Source organism: Microbacterium sp. F01 (assembly GCF_056156365.1).
On record NZ_CM149592.1, the window covers coordinates 1,544,272 to 1,560,336 of the forward strand.

16 protein-coding genes are annotated in these 16,065 nt (G+C 70.6%); 9 read left to right on the top strand and 7 right to left on the bottom strand.

The window, feature by feature from the left end:
• Positions 1-31: 31 nt before the first annotated feature.
• On the top strand, positions 32-1,012 hold the full coding sequence (locus tag ACVN90_RS06855) for an NAD-dependent epimerase/dehydratase family protein (RefSeq protein WP_475101387.1): 981 nt from the start codon (positions 32-34) through the stop codon (positions 1,010-1,012).
• On the opposite strand, the gene ACVN90_RS06860 is transcribed toward ACVN90_RS06855, so the two are convergent.
• From ACVN90_RS06860 to ACVN90_RS06875, 4 genes are read right to left on the bottom strand one after another with little or no spacing between them, the layout of a single operon-like run.
• Positions 1,003-1,755, bottom strand: coding sequence for an ABC transporter permease (locus ACVN90_RS06860; RefSeq protein WP_475101388.1), 753 nt, complete (start codon positions 1,753-1,755; stop codon positions 1,003-1,005). The two genes, ACVN90_RS06855 and ACVN90_RS06860, sit on opposite strands and share 10 nt — an antisense overlap.
• Positions 1,755-2,645, bottom strand: a complete 891-nt coding sequence (locus ACVN90_RS06865) for an ABC transporter ATP-binding protein (RefSeq protein ID WP_475101389.1) — start codon at positions 2,643-2,645, stop codon at positions 1,755-1,757. The genes ACVN90_RS06860 and ACVN90_RS06865 overlap by 1 nt, the downstream gene beginning before the upstream one ends.
• A complete protein-coding gene (locus ACVN90_RS06870) occupies positions 2,642-2,941 on the bottom strand; it encodes a transcriptional regulator (RefSeq protein ID WP_475101390.1) in 300 nt (99 codons plus the stop codon). The genes ACVN90_RS06865 and ACVN90_RS06870 overlap by 4 nt, the downstream gene beginning before the upstream one ends.
• Positions 2,938-3,588, bottom strand: a complete 651-nt coding sequence (locus tag ACVN90_RS06875) for a hypothetical protein (RefSeq protein WP_475101391.1) — start codon at positions 3,586-3,588, stop codon at positions 2,938-2,940. Before ACVN90_RS06875 ends, ACVN90_RS06870 begins: the two co-directional genes overlap by 4 nt.
• A gap of 285 nt (positions 3,589-3,873) precedes the next feature.
• Between ACVN90_RS06875 and argC the strand changes: the two genes are divergently transcribed.
• From argC to ACVN90_RS06905, 6 genes are read left to right on the top strand one after another with little or no spacing between them, the layout of a single operon-like run.
• Positions 3,874-4,947, top strand: coding sequence for an N-acetyl-gamma-glutamyl-phosphate reductase (gene argC, locus ACVN90_RS06880; RefSeq protein ID WP_475101393.1), 1,074 nt, complete (start codon positions 3,874-3,876; stop codon positions 4,945-4,947).
• Entirely contained in the window at positions 4,944-6,101 is a 1,158-nt protein-coding gene (gene argJ / locus ACVN90_RS06885) for a bifunctional glutamate N-acetyltransferase/amino-acid acetyltransferase ArgJ (RefSeq protein WP_475101394.1), read from the top strand. The genes argC and argJ overlap by 4 nt, the downstream gene beginning before the upstream one ends.
• Positions 6,098-6,997: an acetylglutamate kinase gene (gene argB / locus ACVN90_RS06890; protein WP_475101395.1), complete on the top strand. Its 900-nt coding sequence runs from the start codon at positions 6,098-6,100 to the stop codon at positions 6,995-6,997. Before argJ ends, argB begins: the two co-directional genes overlap by 4 nt.
• On the top strand, positions 6,994-8,208 hold the full coding sequence (locus ACVN90_RS06895; protein ID WP_475101396.1) for an acetylornithine transaminase: 1,215 nt from the start codon (positions 6,994-6,996) through the stop codon (positions 8,206-8,208). Before argB ends, ACVN90_RS06895 begins: the two co-directional genes overlap by 4 nt.
• Positions 8,205-9,128: an ornithine carbamoyltransferase gene (gene argF, locus ACVN90_RS06900; protein WP_159844898.1), complete on the top strand. Its 924-nt coding sequence runs from the start codon at positions 8,205-8,207 to the stop codon at positions 9,126-9,128. The genes ACVN90_RS06895 and argF overlap by 4 nt, the downstream gene beginning before the upstream one ends.
• Positions 9,129-9,141: 13 nt before the next feature.
• Positions 9,142-10,290, top strand: coding sequence for a heparan-alpha-glucosaminide N-acetyltransferase domain-containing protein (locus ACVN90_RS06905; RefSeq protein ID WP_475101397.1), 1,149 nt, complete (start codon positions 9,142-9,144; stop codon positions 10,288-10,290).
• A gap of 189 nt (positions 10,291-10,479) precedes the next feature.
• Here the strand turns inward: ACVN90_RS06905 and ACVN90_RS06910 are convergent, their stop codons facing one another.
• Positions 10,480-11,061 (bottom strand): hypothetical protein, encoded by a 582-nt coding sequence (locus tag ACVN90_RS06910; RefSeq protein ID WP_475101398.1) that lies wholly within the window; start codon positions 11,059-11,061, stop codon positions 10,480-10,482.
• 853 nt (positions 11,062-11,914) lie between these two features.
• On the opposite strand from ACVN90_RS06910, the gene argH reads away from it, so the two are divergent.
• Complete coding sequence (gene argH / locus ACVN90_RS06915; protein ID WP_475101399.1) at positions 11,915-13,345, top strand: argininosuccinate lyase; 1,431 nt, start codon at positions 11,915-11,917, stop codon at positions 13,343-13,345.
• A 25-nt stretch (positions 13,346-13,370) separates the two neighbouring features.
• Here the strand turns inward: argH and ACVN90_RS06920 are convergent, their stop codons facing one another.
• Complete coding sequence (locus ACVN90_RS06920; RefSeq protein WP_475101400.1) at positions 13,371-13,967, bottom strand: hypothetical protein; 597 nt, start codon at positions 13,965-13,967, stop codon at positions 13,371-13,373.
• Between the two features lie 4 nt (positions 13,968-13,971).
• Positions 13,972-14,571: a DNA-binding protein gene (locus tag ACVN90_RS06925; protein ID WP_475101401.1), complete on the bottom strand. Its 600-nt coding sequence runs from the start codon at positions 14,569-14,571 to the stop codon at positions 13,972-13,974.
• 189 nt (positions 14,572-14,760) lie between these two features.
• Here ACVN90_RS06925 and tyrS point away from each other — a divergent pair, with 189 nt between their 5' ends.
• The gene (gene tyrS, locus ACVN90_RS06930; RefSeq protein WP_475101403.1) at positions 14,761-16,062 is read left to right on the top strand and encodes a tyrosine--tRNA ligase; all 1,302 of its coding nucleotides are present in this window, start codon (positions 14,761-14,763) and stop codon (positions 16,060-16,062) included.
• Positions 16,063-16,065 lie beyond the last annotated feature (3 nt).

The window sequence follows — 16,065 nt, forward strand, 5'->3', positions numbered from 1 at the left end:
TGCGACCTGGCCCGTCTGGTTGGGTGGAGCCATGACCGACGTACTGGTGCTGGGCGGGACGGGTTGGCTGAGCGGGCGCATCGCCGAGCGGTGGGCGGATGCCGGAGCCTCCGTCACGTGCCTCGCCCGCGGCGGTCGCGACGCGCCCTACGGGACGACGCTTGCTGTCGCCGACCGCAACGACCCCACCGCGTACGGAGAGGTCGCCCGCCGCGAGTGGGACGAGATCGTCGACGTGTCGTCGAACCCCGACCACGTGGCCGCGGCAGTCGCGGGGCTGGGGGAGCGCACCCGGCACTGGACGTACATCTCGACTGTCTCCGTGTACGCCGCCGACGACGTGCCCGGCGCCGACGAGACGTCCGAGCTGCTGACGCCTGCCGGCCCCGAGGAGGACGAGGACTACGGTCGCGCGAAGGTGCGGGCCGAGGCATCCGTCCGCTCCGCTCTCGGGTTCCGCACCGCGATCGTGCGTCCTGGCCTCATCGTCGGGCCGGGCGACCCCACTGACCGGTTCGGATACTGGGTGGGGCGGTTCGCTCTCGCGGGCACCGGGGACGTGCTTGTGCCCGACACCGCCGAACGGGGCGCACAGGTGATCGACGTCGACGACCTCGCCGAATTCGTGCAGGCGGTCGGCCACGAGCGGTGGACGGGGGTCGTGAACGCGGTCGGCGATCCGGTCGCCCTGGATCGGCTCTTCGCGGATGCCCGCGAAGCCGCGGGGCACACCGGGTCCCTCGTCTCCGCCGCCGACGACTGGCTCGCACAGCACGAGGTCGCGTACTGGATGGGCCCGCGATCCCTGCCGCTGTGGCTGCCGGCGGGCATGCCGGGGTTCTGGACCCGCTCGAACTCCGCCTACCGGCTGCTCGGCGGCCGCCTCCGCCCGCTGGGCGAGACGCTGGCGCGCGCGCTCGCCGACGAGCGCACCCGCGGCCTCGAGCGCGATCGTCGGGCGGGACTGACCCGGCCTGACGAGCTCGCCCTGCTCGACGAGGCTCAGCGGTAGCGGCGTCCCTCGTCGCGGCGGTACAGCCATACCGCCAGGATGCCCAGCACGAGCGTCCACGCGAGGATCCCGAGTACCGCCCACAGCGGTGCGCTCTCGCCGAGGGCGGCCGCGATGACGATCTCGCGGGCTTCACGCACCCACAGGAACTTCGAGGCGAGGTCGAGCCATTCGGGGAACAGGACCGGGGGAAGGAACAGCCCGCCGCCGAACGCGAGGAGGAACATCGCCACCTGCGTGATGGCGATCGCGGCCTTGGGCCCGGCGGTCGTGCCGATGATCGTCCCGAGAAGTGCCGAGGGCACGGCGGTGAGGATCGCCAGCCCGATCGCCGCGAACAGATCCCCGGCCTGCGCGGTGGCCGCGGTGAAGATGCCGCCGACGATCAGGAGCGGGATCATCGCGAGGATCGAGATGATGAGAGTCGCCGCCACGAGCCCGATGAGGCGTGCCGCCGGCGAGCCCGGGAGCGTGCGCAGGTACGGCCACCAGGGCTTGGAGCGCTGATCCGCCATGTCGAGGCCGATGCTGAAGAGGCTGGCCGACATGAAGGCGAACACGACCATCGACGCGATGGCGGCCGTCGCGAAGTCGGGTTCGTCGACGACCATGCGCTGCGGCAGGACGAACAGGCAGAACGCGAGCGTCGGGAACACCAGCGATCCGATCACGGCGATCGGCACCCGCATCGTCTCCAGCAGGTTGTACTTCGTGTGGACCGCGGCGAGCGTCAGAGTGGACATCAGACCATCGCTCCCTTCGTGATGGTGAGGAAGGCCTCTTCGAGGGATGCCCCGCGCACCGTCAGGTCGGTGAACGCGGCGCCGGAGGCGACGAGCGCCCGAATGAGCGCGTCGGAGTCCGAGACGACGGCGGTCACGGTTCCGTCGACCGGGTCCGTGGTGACGGTCGCGTCGGGATCGAGCGCGAGGATCCCGCCGGCGGCGACCCCGCGCACGGTCACCCGTCGGCGGGCGACGCCCGCGACCACGGCGGCGAGCGTGTCGTCGGCCCGCACCGCGCCGTGGTCGATGACGACGACGCGCTCGGCCAGCTGCTCGATCTCCTCGAGGTGATGGCTCGTCACGACGACGGCCGTGCCTTCGCGATGACGGGTGCGCACGGCGTCCCAGAGCGAGCGCCGGGCGTCCACATCCAGACCGGTCGTCGGCTCGTCCAGGAGGACCAGCTCAGGGTCGCCGACGAAGGCGAGGGCGACCGCGACACGACGCTGCTGGCCCCCCGAGAGCGCTCCGCACTGCTTGGCGAGCAGCGGCTCGAGGTCGAACTCGGCGATGACGCGATCCACAGGTCCAGGGGCGGGGTAGTGGGAGGCGACGAACCGCAGCACCTCCCGCACTTTGAGCGCCTCCGGCAGCGCCGTGGCCTGGGGCGTGGATCCGAGCCGGGAGCGGCTCGCCGGCGTCCGCGGGTCGCCGTCGAAGAGTCGCACCACGCCGGAGGTCGGCAGTCGCAGACCCTCGACAAGGGACAGGAGAGTCGTCTTGCCTGCCCCGTTGGGGCCGAGAAGCCCGACGCACTCGCCGGCGTGGATGTCGAGCGTGACACCGTCGAGGGCGACGGTGTCGCCGAAGCGCCGCGTGAGGGCCTCGGTGTGGACGATTGCGGTCATGCGGATCCTCCGAGCAGTGCAAGGAGCTGTGTGCGATAGGAGCGGAAGGCTCCGCGCCCCGCGTGGGTCAGCGAGATCTCGGTGACGGGCTTGCGGCCGGCGAATGACTTCGCGACCTCGACGTACCCGGCATCCGCCAGCTTGGCGAGGTGGGTGGTGAGGTTGCCCGCGGTCATCGCCAGGAGCTTCTGCAGCGCCGGGAAGGTGATCGTGTCGCCGTCCTCGAGCACCTCGGCCAGCGTCGTCATGATCCGCAGCCGTGCCGGGGCGTGGATGACGGGGTCGAGTTCGTTCATGACCGCTCCGCCGTGCTGGGCGCGATCGGCCCCCAGTACATGAGCGCGGCCACGACGAGCATCGCGACGGGGCCGGCGATCGCGTAGACGAGGAAGTGGGTCGGCGCGCCGAAGAACAGCCCGATCACGGCGATCACGATGAGGAAGGCGCCCAGGATGTACATGGGCACCGCGCGCCAGACGGCGCCGCCTGACAGATAGAGCACGCCCACCAGGAAGATGTACAGGCTCGGGTACAGGAGCTGCGACAGCTCCTGCGACAGGCCGTTGCTCTGCAGGCCCGAGATCAGCGCCCACGCCGCCACCATCACGATCGTCCACGAGCAGCCGTACAGCGCTCCCTGCAGCTGGCTGCGCCCGCGGATCCCGTCGCTGCCCGCGCGGATGCCGACCACGGCCGACCACACGATCGCGATGACGAGCGCGCCCCCGAAGATCCACCATCCGACGGCGGTGGGGAGGAGGTCGACGCCTCCGACCCCGCGGGTCAGCCAGAGTGCGGCGAACCCGACGCCCCAGGCGACAGCCCAGAGCACCAGCAGTCCGGCGTAGCGACCTGTGATGCGACGGACGGCCTCGCGACGTGTGGTGTCGATGAGGTCGAGCATCTGTCGCGGGTCGCTCGCGGCATCCATTTGCTCGTTCATGCAAAGTAGTTTGCATCACAAAGTACTTTGCGTCAAGCGTCATCATGACGGACCGATTTGCGGATGCTGCAACCCGGCGGCTATCGTCGGCGCATGCCTTCGGCGACCCAGGGACTCTCGACGCTCGTTCCGAGCGCCGCTCCCGCGCGCCGACGCCGTCTGGGCGAGCGCCGACTCTAGGCGACCCCCGCACGCCGTCCTGTCATGGACCGTCGCGAGTGGGCGTCGCCGTCTCCGGCCCTCTGCTGAGCTTCGTCGAAGCGCCCAGACTCTAAGGTGGAATCCATGACATATTCGGTCGCCGTCTCCGGCGCATCCGGCTATGCGGGCGGCGAGATCCTGCGGATCCTCGCCGCGCATCCCGACGTCGAGATCCGCACCGTGACCGCGCACTCCAACGCGGGACAGCCGCTCATCCAGCACCAGCCCCACCTGCGCTCGCTCGCGCACCTGACCCTCGCCGAGACCTCGCCCGAGGTGCTCGCCGGTCACGACATCGTCTTCCTGGCGCTGCCGCACGGCCAATCCGGGCAGTACACCGACGCCCTCGGCGACACACCGCTGGTGATCGACGCCGGCGCCGATCACCGCCTCGAGTCGGTCGCCGACTGGGATCGCTTCTACGGCGGCGACTTCCATGACCCCTGGGTCTACGGGGTTCCCGAGCTCCCGGTGGCGGGTTCGAAGCAGCGCGAGCGGCTGGTCGGGGCATCCCGCATCGCGGCGCCCGGCTGCAACGCCTCCACCGTGAGTCTGAGCCTCGCGCCAGGCGTGGCCGCGGGTGTCATCGATCCTTCCGACATCGTGACGGTGCTCGCGGTCGGTCCTTCGGGCGCCGGCAAGAGCCTCAAGACCAACCTGCTCGCCGCCGAGATCCTGGGGTCTGCGAACCCCTACGCCGTGGGCGGCTCGCACCGGCACATCCCCGAAATCCGCCAGGCGCTCGCGGCGGCGCGCGCGTCGGGAGCCGAACCCGGCACCACGGCAGACGAGGGGATTCGCATCTCCTTCACCCCGGTGCTCGTGCCGATGTCGCGAGGCATCCTCGCGACCTCCACCGCGCCGATCGCGCGGGGTGCGACCGACGACGAGATCCGCGCCGCGTGGGAATCCGTGTACGGCGACGAGACGTTCGTGCAGCTGCTGCCCGCCGGGCAGTTCCCGCGCACGGCCGACGTGCTCGGTGCGAACACGGCGCTGCTGGGCCTCGCGATCGATCGCGCGGCGAACCGCGTGACCGTCGTGACGGCGGTCGACAACCTCGTCAAGGGCACGGCCGGAGCCGCCGTGCAGTCCATGAACATCGCGCTGGGCCTGGCCGAAGGCACCGCGCTGTCTGTGAACGGAGTAGCCCCGTGAGCGTCACCGCGCCCCAGGGATTCGAAGCGGCGGGCGTCGCCGTCGGACTCAAGTCGACCGGCAAGCCCGATGTCGCCGTGGTCGTCAACCGCGGACCGCTCAAGGTCGGCGCCGCCGTCTTCACGAGCAACCGTGCGAAGGCGAACCCCATCATCTGGTCGCAGGGGGTCATCCGTGACGGAGTGGTCGAGGCCATCGTCCTCAACTCGGGCGGCGCGAACTGCTTCACCGGCTCCTTCGGCTTCCAGACCACGCACCAGACCGCCGAGAAGGCCGCGGAGCTGCTCGACGTCAGCGCCGGCGACATCCTGATCTGCTCCACCGGGCTCATCGGCACCGGCGACGAGGTGTTCCGCGCGAAGGTGCTCGCCGGCACCGAGCAGGGCATCGCCGCACTCTCCGCCGAGGGCGGGGAGGCAGCATCCCTCGCGATCATGACCACGGATTCGAAGCCGAAGCGCGCGGCCCTGACGGGCGACGGCTGGTCGATCGGCGGCATGGCGAAGGGCGCCGGGATGCTGGCGCCCGGCCTGGCGACGATGCTCGTGGTGATCACGACAGACGCCGTGCTCGACGCGGCGCAGGCCGACGCCGCGCTGCGGGCGGCCACCGGACGCACCTTCGACCGGCTCGACTCGGACGGCTGCATGTCGACGAACGACCAGGTCACCCTCATGGTGAGCGGCGCGTCGGGCGTCACCCCCGACCCCGCCGCGTTCGCCGCGGCGCTCGCCGAGGTCTGCCAGGATCTCGCGCAGCAGCTGCAGGGCGACGCCGAGGGGGCGAGCCACGACATCACGATCGAGGTCATCAACGCCGCGTCGGAAGACGACGCGGTCGAGGTCGGCCGGTCGGTCGCCCGCAACAACCTCTTCAAGGCCGCGATCTTCGGCAACGACCCGAACTGGGGTCGCGTCCTCGCCGCGATCGGGACGACCGAGGCCGCGTTCGACCCCTACGACGTCGACGTCTGGATGAACGGTGTGCGCGTGTGCAGCGCCGGCGGTCCCGACGCGCCGCGCGAAGCCGTCGACCTCACGCCACGGGCGACGCACCTGGTGATCGACCTGAAGGTCGGCGCGGCGACGGCGACGATCCTCACCAACGACCTCACGCACGACTACGTCCACGAGAACAGCGCCTACTCCTCATGACCGACCTGCAAGAGACCGATCCCGGCGAAGCCAGCGCCCGGGCGGTGACCCTCATCGAGTCGCTGCCGTGGCTCAAGCGCTTCCGCGACCAGATCGTCGTCGTGAAGTACGGCGGCAACGCGATGGTGAGCGAGGAGCTGCAGGATGCCTTCGCCGCCGACATCGCGTACCTCCGCTACGTCGGGGTGAAGCCCGTCGTCGTGCACGGCGGCGGACCCCAGATCTCGTCGATGCTCGACCGCCTCGCGATCCCGAGCGAGTTCAAGGGCGGCTACCGCGTCACCTCGACCGAAGCGATCTCGGTGGTGCGCATGGTGCTCACCGGGCAGATCAACCCGCAGCTCGTGTCGAAGATCAACGCCCACGGACCGGTCGCGACCGGACTCAGCGGTGAGGACGCCGGACTCTTCGGCGGACGCCGTCGCGGCGTCGTCATCGAGGGCGTCGAGCACGACCTGGGTCGCGTCGGCGATGTCGTCGAGGTCGACCCGCAGCCCGTGCACGACCAGATCGAGGCGGGCCGCATCCCGGTGGTCTCGAGCATCGCCCCCGACCTCGACCACCCCGGACACTCGCTGAACGTGAACGCGGATGCCGCAGCATCCGCTCTCGCCGTCGCACTCGGTGCGGCGAAGCTCGTGGTGCTCACCGACGTCGCGGGGCTGTACGCCGACTGGCCCAACCGCGACTCGCTCGTGTCGCACCTGACCTCGACGGAGCTCAGGGCGATGCTGCCGAAGCTCGAGTCGGGCATGATCCCGAAGATGGCGGCGTGCCTGGAGGCCGTCGAAGGCGGCGTCGAGACCGCGGCCATCATCGACGGGCGGGTGCCGCACTCGGTGCTCGTGGAGATCTTCACCAGCAAGGGAATCGGAACAGAGGTGGTGCTCGGATGACGTGGCAGGACGATGCGGGGCGCGACCTCGTCAAGAGCTTCGGTGCTCGCATGCAGATGTTCGTGCGGGGTGAGGGGTCCTACCTGTGGGACGCCGACGGTAAGCGCTACCTCGACTTCCTCGCGGGGATCGCGGTCGACTCGCTCGGCCACGCGCACCCGGTGTTCGTCGACGCGATCGCGACTCAGGCCGCGACGCTCGCGCACGTGTCGAACTACTTCGCGACCCCGCCGCAGCTGGCGCTCGCCGCGACGCTGAAGCGGCTCGCCGGCACCGGCGACGACGGCCGCGTGTACTTCGGCAACTCGGGTGCCGAGGCGAACGAGGCCGCGTTCAAGCTCGCCCGCCTCCACGGCGGCACCGAGCGGCCGCGCATCCTCGCGCTCACCGACGCCTTCCACGGCCGCACGATGGGCACGCTCGCCCTCACCGGCAAGCCGTACATGCAGGAGCCCTTCCTCCCGATGACGCCGGGCGTCGAGTTCATCGACTCCACGGTCGAGGCGCTCGAAGCGGCGATCGACGACCGGGTGGCCGCGCTGTTCGTCGAGCCCGTCAAGGGCGAGGCGGGCGTGATCCCGCTGCCCGAGGGCTACCTCGCGGCGGCGCGCGAGATCACCGAGCGCCACGGGGCGCTTCTCATCATCGACGAGATCCAGACCGGCGCCGGGCGTACGGGGGAGTGGTTCGCCTTCCAGCACGAGGGCATCACCCCTGACGCGATCACCGTCGCCAAGGGCATCGGCGGGGGCTTCCCGATCGGCGCGCTCATCACGTTCGGCGCCGCGAGTGAACTGTTCTATCCGGGCACGCATGGCTCGACGTTCGGCGGCAACGCGCTCGGCACCGCCGTCGCCGGCGCCGTGCTCGGTGAGATCGAGCGGGCCGAGCTGGTGCGCAACGCCGCCGAGCGCGGTGCTCAGCTGCGCGCGGCGATCGAGGGCATCGATTCGGGTCTGATCGACGGATGCCGCGGCTCTGGCCTTCTGATCGGCATCGGGCTGAAGCATCCTGTCTCCAAGGCACTCGTGGCCGCGGCGCAGGAGCACGGTCTCGTGATCAACGCGCCGAACGACGAGACGATCCGCCTCGTCCCCGCACTGACGATCGGCGACGTCGAGATCGACGAATTCGTCGACCTCTTCACGTCGTCGCTGCGCACGGTCGAGGACGCACTCGTGCTCGACGCTTCGACGGAGGTTCCCGCATGACCCGCCACCTGCTGCGCGACGACGACCTGACGCAGGCCGAACAGGACGAGATCCTCGACCTCGCCGTCTCGCTCAAGAAGGACCGCTGGAAGCTCAAGCCCCTCGAGGGTCCGCAGACGGTCGCGGTCATCTTCGACAAGTCCTCGACGCGCACGCGCGTCTCGTTCGCGGTCGGCATCGCAGACCTGGGCGGCTCGCCGCTCATCATCTCGACGGCGAACAGCCAGCTCGGCGGCAAGGAGACGCCGGCCGACACTGCTCGCGTCCTCGAGCGCCAGGTGGCGGCCATCGTCTGGCGCACGTACGCGCAGGCGGGCCTCGAGCAGATGGCGGAGGGCACCCGCGTGCCCGTCGTCAACGCGCTGAGCGACGACTTCCACCCCTGCCAGCTGCTCGCGGACCTCCTCACCATCAAGGAGCACAAGGGCGAGCTGGCGGGGCTCACTCTCTCCTTCTTCGGCGACGGCAAGTCGAACATGGCCCACTCGTACGTCCTGGCGGGCGTGACCGCCGGGATGCACGTGCGCGTCGCGTCGCCCGAGGCGTACGCGCCCCGTGACGACGTGATCGCCGACGCCGATCGCCGCGCGGCCGAGACCGGCGGCTCCGTCACCCTCTACACCGACCCGAACGAGGCGGCGGCGGGTGCCGACGTCATCGTCACGGACACATGGGTGTCGATGGGCAAGGAGGAGGAGAAACTCGAGCGCTTGCGCGACCTCGGCGGCTACAAGGTGACCCAGGAGCTGATGGGTCTCGCCAAGGACGACGCGATCTTCATCCACTGTCTGCCCGCCGACCGCGGCTACGAGGTCGACGCCGAGGTGATCGACGGTCCGCAGAGCGTCGTCTGGGATGAGGCGGAGAACCGCCTCCACGCCCAGAAGGCCCTGCTCGTCTGGCTCCTGCGCCAGGACTGAGAGCGCCCGGTCGGTGAGCGCGCGAGGCACGAGCGAGACGCAGCGCTCCGCGCCGCGCGCCGACGGCTGGCTCACCACGCGCTGGGAGCGCCTGAACGGCCCCGCCCGCATCGGCGGGGTCGATCTCGCGCGAGGCCTGGCCGTGCTCGGCATGTTCGCCGCGCACCTGCTCTGGATCACCGAGCCCTTCGACGTGCTCGACCCCGGCACGTGGGTCGCGGTCGTGTCGGGCCGTTCGTCGATCCTGTTCGCGACGCTCGCCGGCGTCTCGATCGGACTGGTCACCGGAGCGCGGTCGCCGCTCGCCGGCGTCGCGATGAGGACCGCGCGCGGACGCCTCGCCGTGCGCGCGGGACTGCTCTGGGTACTCGGCATCCTTTTCATCGCCACCGATGTGCCCGTGTTCGTGATCCTCCCCGCCTATGCACTGATGTTCCTGCTGGCGCTGCCGCTGACCTCCCTGCCGGCGCGCGTGCTGCTGCCGCTCGCCGCCGCGCTGGCGCTGATCCTGCCGTTCGTGCAGATCGTCCTCGATGCGCTCCCCCTCTGGAGTTCGCCGATCGGCGAAGCGGTGTCGCTCGGACTCGGCTGGCACTACCCCTTCACGACATGGATCGCGTTCGTCGTGGCCGGTCTCGGCGTCGCCCGCGCCGGGGTGACGCGGCTGCGGGTGCAGGTGTGGCTCGTCGCCGCCGGGGCCGCGCTCGCCGCGATCGGCTACGGCCTCGGCGCCGCGACGGGCTCCGACCCGGAGGCCGAGGCCGCGTCGTACCTCGGTGCGCTCTGGACTGTCAGGCCCCACTCGACCGGCCTGCTCGAGGTGATCGGGTCCGGCGGCTTCGCGCTCGCCGTGCTCGGCGTGTGCCTCCTCGCCTGCCGCACGTTCGTCGTGTGGGTCGTCTTGCCGCTGCGCGCCGTCGGCGCGATGCCGCTGACCGCGTACACGCTGCAGCTCGTGGTCTGGGCCGCCGTCGCCGACGCCGTGCTCGCCCGCGTCGGCGATCTCGCGGGCTTCCGCGCTCTCGAGCCGTTCTGGCCGCTCACCCTCGGCACCATCGTGCTGTGCACCGCGTGGGCGCTCCTCGTCGGCCGCGGCCCGCTCGAGACGCTGCTCGACGCCGCCTCGCGCTTCGCCGTCCCCGGCGATCGGATGCAGCGCTGACCCGACGATCTGGAGTCGGGTTGGCCGCTGTGGTCGTCGGTCACGCCGGTTACGGCGTTGCGGGCCCACTTGGCGTCGAGGCTCGATCTGGTGCGCGAGTGGTGGGTGTCGGGTTGGCCGCTGTGGTCGTCGGTCGAGCCTGTTGCGGCGTTGCGGGCCGACCCGGCGTCCGAGCGGGGCGCGGCGTGATCAGCCGCGCCAGCCGGCGCGGGTGAGCGCGGCACGCACTCGGGCGACCGCCACGGCGGGAGTGGGGGTCATCTGCGCTGAGGTGATCCGAACGACATCCCACCCCTCGGCGGCGCACGCCGCATGCTTGACGATGTCGCGCTCCCACTGCGCGGGGTCACGGCGGTGGTGATCGCCCTCGTACTCGATCAGGATTCGATACGTCTGGTAAGCCAGCTCCGTGTAGCCGATGGCCGTGCCGTCGGCGGCGATGACGTCCACATCCAGCTCGGGTTCGGGAAGCCCCGCGCGAATGAGCGCGAGCCGCAGCTGGGTCTCTCGGGGCGACGCGCTGCCGACGCGGATGTGCAACAACGCCTCCCGGAGTTTGACGGCTCCTCTGCGCGGCTGGGCGGCGACCGCTTCGAGATCAGCGATGCTCGCGTGCGCGTCGGAAGGGTCGCCGCGCCGCATCCCCCGGGCACGAGGGATGCGGACGATCGCGTCTCCCACGGCGATGAGCTCGTCCACCGTGAGCAGTTCAGCGAGGTGCGCCCAGGTCGTCGCGGCATCCGTCACCCGGAAGCTGTCGCGTTCGATCACCGCCGTGATTCCCGGACGGAATTGTCGCGCTCGCACCCCTGCCGCCTTCGAAGACCGGTGCGGATGGAACACACCGGCATCGACATCGCGAGCACGCGCCGGTTCCGTCCGGGTGGGAGTTGTGGAGGCAGCATCCGTCTCCGTCGTCGTTGCCGCCGCGCGCAGGAGACGGAGCGGGGTCGGGAACCTCCAGACCACAGCCGCGGTGACCGACCACAGAAAGGCATGGGCAGGAGCGACCGTCTTATATGCGCGCGCCCGTCGCAGGATCGCTGCGCGGAGCAGTCTTGACTCGCGTGCGGCGGTGCCCTCGTCAGGAACCGATTGCTCCGGCTCCGGCGCACGGGTGCGGACTCCCCGGAAGGGCTTGTCGAGGTCGTCGTTCCGAAGCCGCCGCGATGAAACTCCTGCAGCCCTCGCGGCGGCGACGGAGAAGCTGTCGCCGAGAGACGAGGGCAGGGGGCGTGGCTTGCGTGGCACCCCGTCATCGTCCCCGAGTCTGGGTACCGCCATACGCCCGCGGCGCCCGTCTCTGGACAGCCGACCTCGGTGGCGCCCTGTGGAGGAGGCGATGACGCGGGCTCGGGTCGGCCGCTGTGGTCGCTGTGGGTGGTTGATGCGGCACTCAGGGCCGGCTCGGTATGGGTCCGGGTGCGGACTGCGGGCTCACGTTCCCGACCAGTCGGCCGAAGATGTCGCGAACGTGGGCTGATACGGCACGAGCGGCCGACTCGGATCCGGACGTTGCGGATGAGGCGCCTGTCAATGGGGACGGACACGGACGCCGTCCCCGGCGACCGTCGGGAATGACACAGCGGCGGTGGGGTCGGTGGCGCGTCGGTAGGCTGGTCGAGTGAGTGAATCGAAGGGCGACGGCACCAACGAAGGCGCACTGTGGGGAGCCCGTTTCGCGACGGGACCGTCCCCGGAGCTGGCGGAACTGAGCCGATCGACCCATTTCGACTGGGATCTCGCGCTGTACGACATCGCCGGTTCGCACGCCCACGCCAAGGCTCTCGCCGCGGCGGGCTACCTCACCGTCGACGAAGAGCGGGCCATGCACGACGGCCTCGATGAGCTCGCACGAGGCGTCACCGACGGGACCCTTCGGCCCGCGGCATCCGACGAAGACGTCCACGGCGCGTTGGAGCAGGCATTGATCGGCGTCGTCGGCACCGAGCTCGGCGGCAAGCTGCGCGCCGGCCGCAGCCGCAACGACCAGATCGCGACGCTCGTGCGCATGTATCTGCTCGACCACTCTCGCACGATCGCGCGTGAGATCCTCCGCCTCGTCGACGCGCTCGTGGCGCAGGCAGACGCGCACCCCGACGCGATCATGCCCGGCCGCACCCACCTGCAGCACGCGCAGCCCGTGCTCCTCGCGCACCACCTGCAGGCCCACGCCTGGCCGCTCGTGCGTGACCTCGAGCGCCTGCGCGACTGGTCGGCGCGCGCGGCGGTGTCGCCGTACGGCGGCGGCGCACTCGCCGGCTCGACGCTCGGACTCGACCCGCAGTTGGTCGCCCGTGAGCTCGGGCTCGACCGTCCGGCCGAGAACTCCCTCGACGGCACGTCCTCGCGCGACGTGGTCGCCGAGTTCGCGTTCGTCACGGCGATGATCGGCATCGACGTCTCGCGCTTCGCGGAGGAGATCATCCTCTGGAACACGCGCGAGTTCGGCTTCGTGACGCTCGACGACGGCTATTCGACGGGCTCGAGCATCATGCCGCAGAAGAAGAACCCCGACATCGCCGAGCTCGCGCGTGGCAAGGCGGGCCGGCTCATCGGCAATCTCAGCGGACTGCTCGCAACCCTCAAGGCCCTCCCGCTCGCGTACAACCGCGACCTGCAGGAAGACAAGGAGCCGGTGTTCGACTCGGTGCGCACCCTCGAGACGGTGCTGCCCGCGTTCGCGGGCATGGTCGCGACCATGCGCTTCCACACCGACCGCATGGCGGCGCTCGCGCCGCAGGGTTTCTCGCTCGCGACCGACGTCGCCGAGTGGCTGGTGAAGCGGGGCGTCCCGTTCCGCGACGCCCACGAGATCTCCGGCCACCTCGTCCGGGTGTGCGAGGAGAACGGCCTCGAGCTGCACGAGGTCTCCGACGCGCAACTCGCCGACGTCTCGGCGCAGCTGACGCCCGAGGTCCGTGAGGTGCTGAGCGTCGAGGGCTCGGTCGCGAGCCGCACCGGCGCCGGCGGTACGGCGCCCGTGCGGGTCGCCGAGCAGCGCGCCGAGCTGGTCCAGCGCGTGCAGGACGCCGCGCACGCCCTCGGACTCTAGGCCTCAGCCGCGAAGGGCGCCGCGATCACCAGATCGCGAGGCGCACCAGGGCCGCGACGACGCACGCCCACACCAGGCTCGCCAGCGTCCCGATGATGAAGCGCTCGCGAGCCTCAGCGGTCGCGAGCTCCGAGAACCGGCCGATGCCCTTGAGTGCCACGACCACGGCGATCGCCTCGGGGAACCCGGCGATGATCCCGAGCGTCACCGCCACCCGCTCGAGGTAGCCGATCGTGGTGCCGCCGCGCATCACCTCACGGACGGCTCCCTCGCCGGGCACGCCGCCTGGCAGCGCAGGAGCGCGCAGGAGGATGCCGCCGTTGTCGCCCTCCTCGACCCGGCCGTGGCTCGCGATCTCGAGGATGCGTCGAGTGATCGGATTGCCGCCGAGCACGCCGAGGGCGGTTCCGAGCATCGCGATTCCGAGGCCGAGCAGGAGCGGCACGTTCGCCGGCGACACCGTCACGGCGAGCAGGCACAGCACGACCAGCACGGCCGCCACGACGAGCGGGATGGTCGAGGGCTTCCGGAGGCTGATCACCACCAGCACGAGTGCCCCGCAGAGTGCGAGGAACAGGAAGATCGTCAGCGCGGCGACGAGGATCACGTCGGGGGAGACCATGGCGTCAGTCTGGCATGGGGCCCGGACTCAGCCGCGCGAGCACGCGGGCGATCGCGGGCACAGCCGCCTCCTCGGTGCGCAGGCCCGCCGACTTCACCCGCAGGCTCACCGCGCCCTCCGAGATGCCGAGGCGTGTGGCGGCTTCGCGCTGCGTGATCCCCGTCGCCAGGAGGTCGAACACCTCCCATCCCTCCGCGGTGCGCCGATCGCGCAGTTCCACGAGCAGCCGCACCAGCGCCTCGGCGTCGGCCCCGCCGTCCGGGGCGGTGATCGCGACGCGAGTGGCGGCCTTCTTCGCTCGATCGACAGCGTCGCGCGCGTTCACGAAGGCCTCGCCGCGCGCGGCCCGCACGCTGTCCGGCAGGGGCGACTCGACCTCCCCGACACCGACCCCGACGCTCCACTGCTCCGAGCGTGTCAGGTCGAGCACGATCGCGAGCAGCGCATCGGCATCGGCGACGGCGACCTGCACCTCGTCGCCCGCGGTGCGCTCGGGGGCCAGCGCGAGCCCCTGGTGTCCGTGCGCGTGGACGGAGGCGACGGCGGTGGGCACGAGGTCGGCGTTGCTGCGGCTGTCGCGCTGGTCGCTGGTGATCACAAACATGGACGTGCCTTATGTGTGAGGGCTGAAGTAAGGCCAAGTTTAGGTTGAGCACTTCACCTAGGCAAGCCTTCAGGCTAAAGATGCCTCATTTTAAGTTCACAACCTAAGGCTGCCTGGCTCGCATGAGCGAGCGCTGGCCCGACCGGGTGCGGGCGGGACGAGGCATCCGTCGCTGATAGCCTGGCGGGCGTGTCTGAAACCGTCGTGAGCGCGACTGCGCCCGCGATCGACCCCGCGTTCCAGAACGTGTGGGATGAGATCGTGTGGCGTGGGCTCGTGCATGTGTCCACCGATCAGGAGGCGCTGCGCGCCCTTCTCGCCGGGGACCCGATCACGTATTACTGCGGCTTCGACCCGACCGCGCCGAGCCTGCACCTCGGCAACCTCGTGCAGCTGCTCACGATGCGCCGCCTGCAGCTCGCCGGCCACAAGCCGCTCGGCCTGGTCGGCGGCTCGACCGGCCTCGTCGGCGACCCGCGGCCGTCTGCGGAGCGCACCCTGAACACCCGCGAAACGGTGGCGGAGTGGGTCGGCTACCTGCGCTCTCAGGTGGAGCGGTTCCTGAGCTTCGAGGGTGACAACGCCGCGCGCATCGTCAACAACCTCGACTGGACCGCTCCGATGAGCGCGATCGACTTCCTGCGTGAGATCGGCAAGCACTACCGCGTGGGCACGATGCTCAAGAAGGACGCCGTCGCTGCGCGCCTGAACTCCGAGGCCGGCATCAGCTACACCGAGTTCAGCTACCAGATCCTGCAGGGGATGGACTACCTCGAGCTCTACCGTCAGTACGGCTGCGTTCTGCAGACCGGCGGCAGCGACCAGTGGGGCAACCTCACCAGCGGCACGGATCTCATCCACCGCGTCGAGGGCGTTTCGGTGCACGCGATCGGCACGCCGCTGATCACCAACAGCGACGGCACGAAGTTCGGCAAGAGCGAGGGCAACGCCATCTGGCTCGACGCCGCGATGTGCAGCCCGTACCGGATGTACCAGTTCTGGCTGAACACCGACGACGCCGACGTGATCCAGCGCCTGAAGATCTTCACGTTCCTGACACGCGCCGAGATCGAGGAGTACGAGCGCCTCGTCGCCGACGAGCCGTTCCGCCGCGCCGCGCAGAAGCGCCTGGCCCTCGAGGTCACCGCTTTCGTGCACGGAACGGATGCTGCCGCCGCCGTGATCGCGGCCTCTGAGGCGCTGTTCGGCCAGGGTGACCTGGCCGCGCTCGACGCGACCACACTGCGCCATGCGATCGAGGAGCTTCCCAACGCCACGGTCGTCACCGGAACGAACGTCGTACAGGCGCTCGTCGACACCGGGCTCGTCTCGAGCCTGTCGGAGGGCCGCCGGGCGATCGCGCAAGGCGGAGTCTCGCTCGACGGCGCCAAGGTCGAGGACGAATCCGCGACCGTGACGGGCGGCCTGCCCGGCGGGGTCTCGGTGCTCCGGCGCGGCAAGAAGACCCTCGCGGGCGTCTTCGTCGGCTGACGC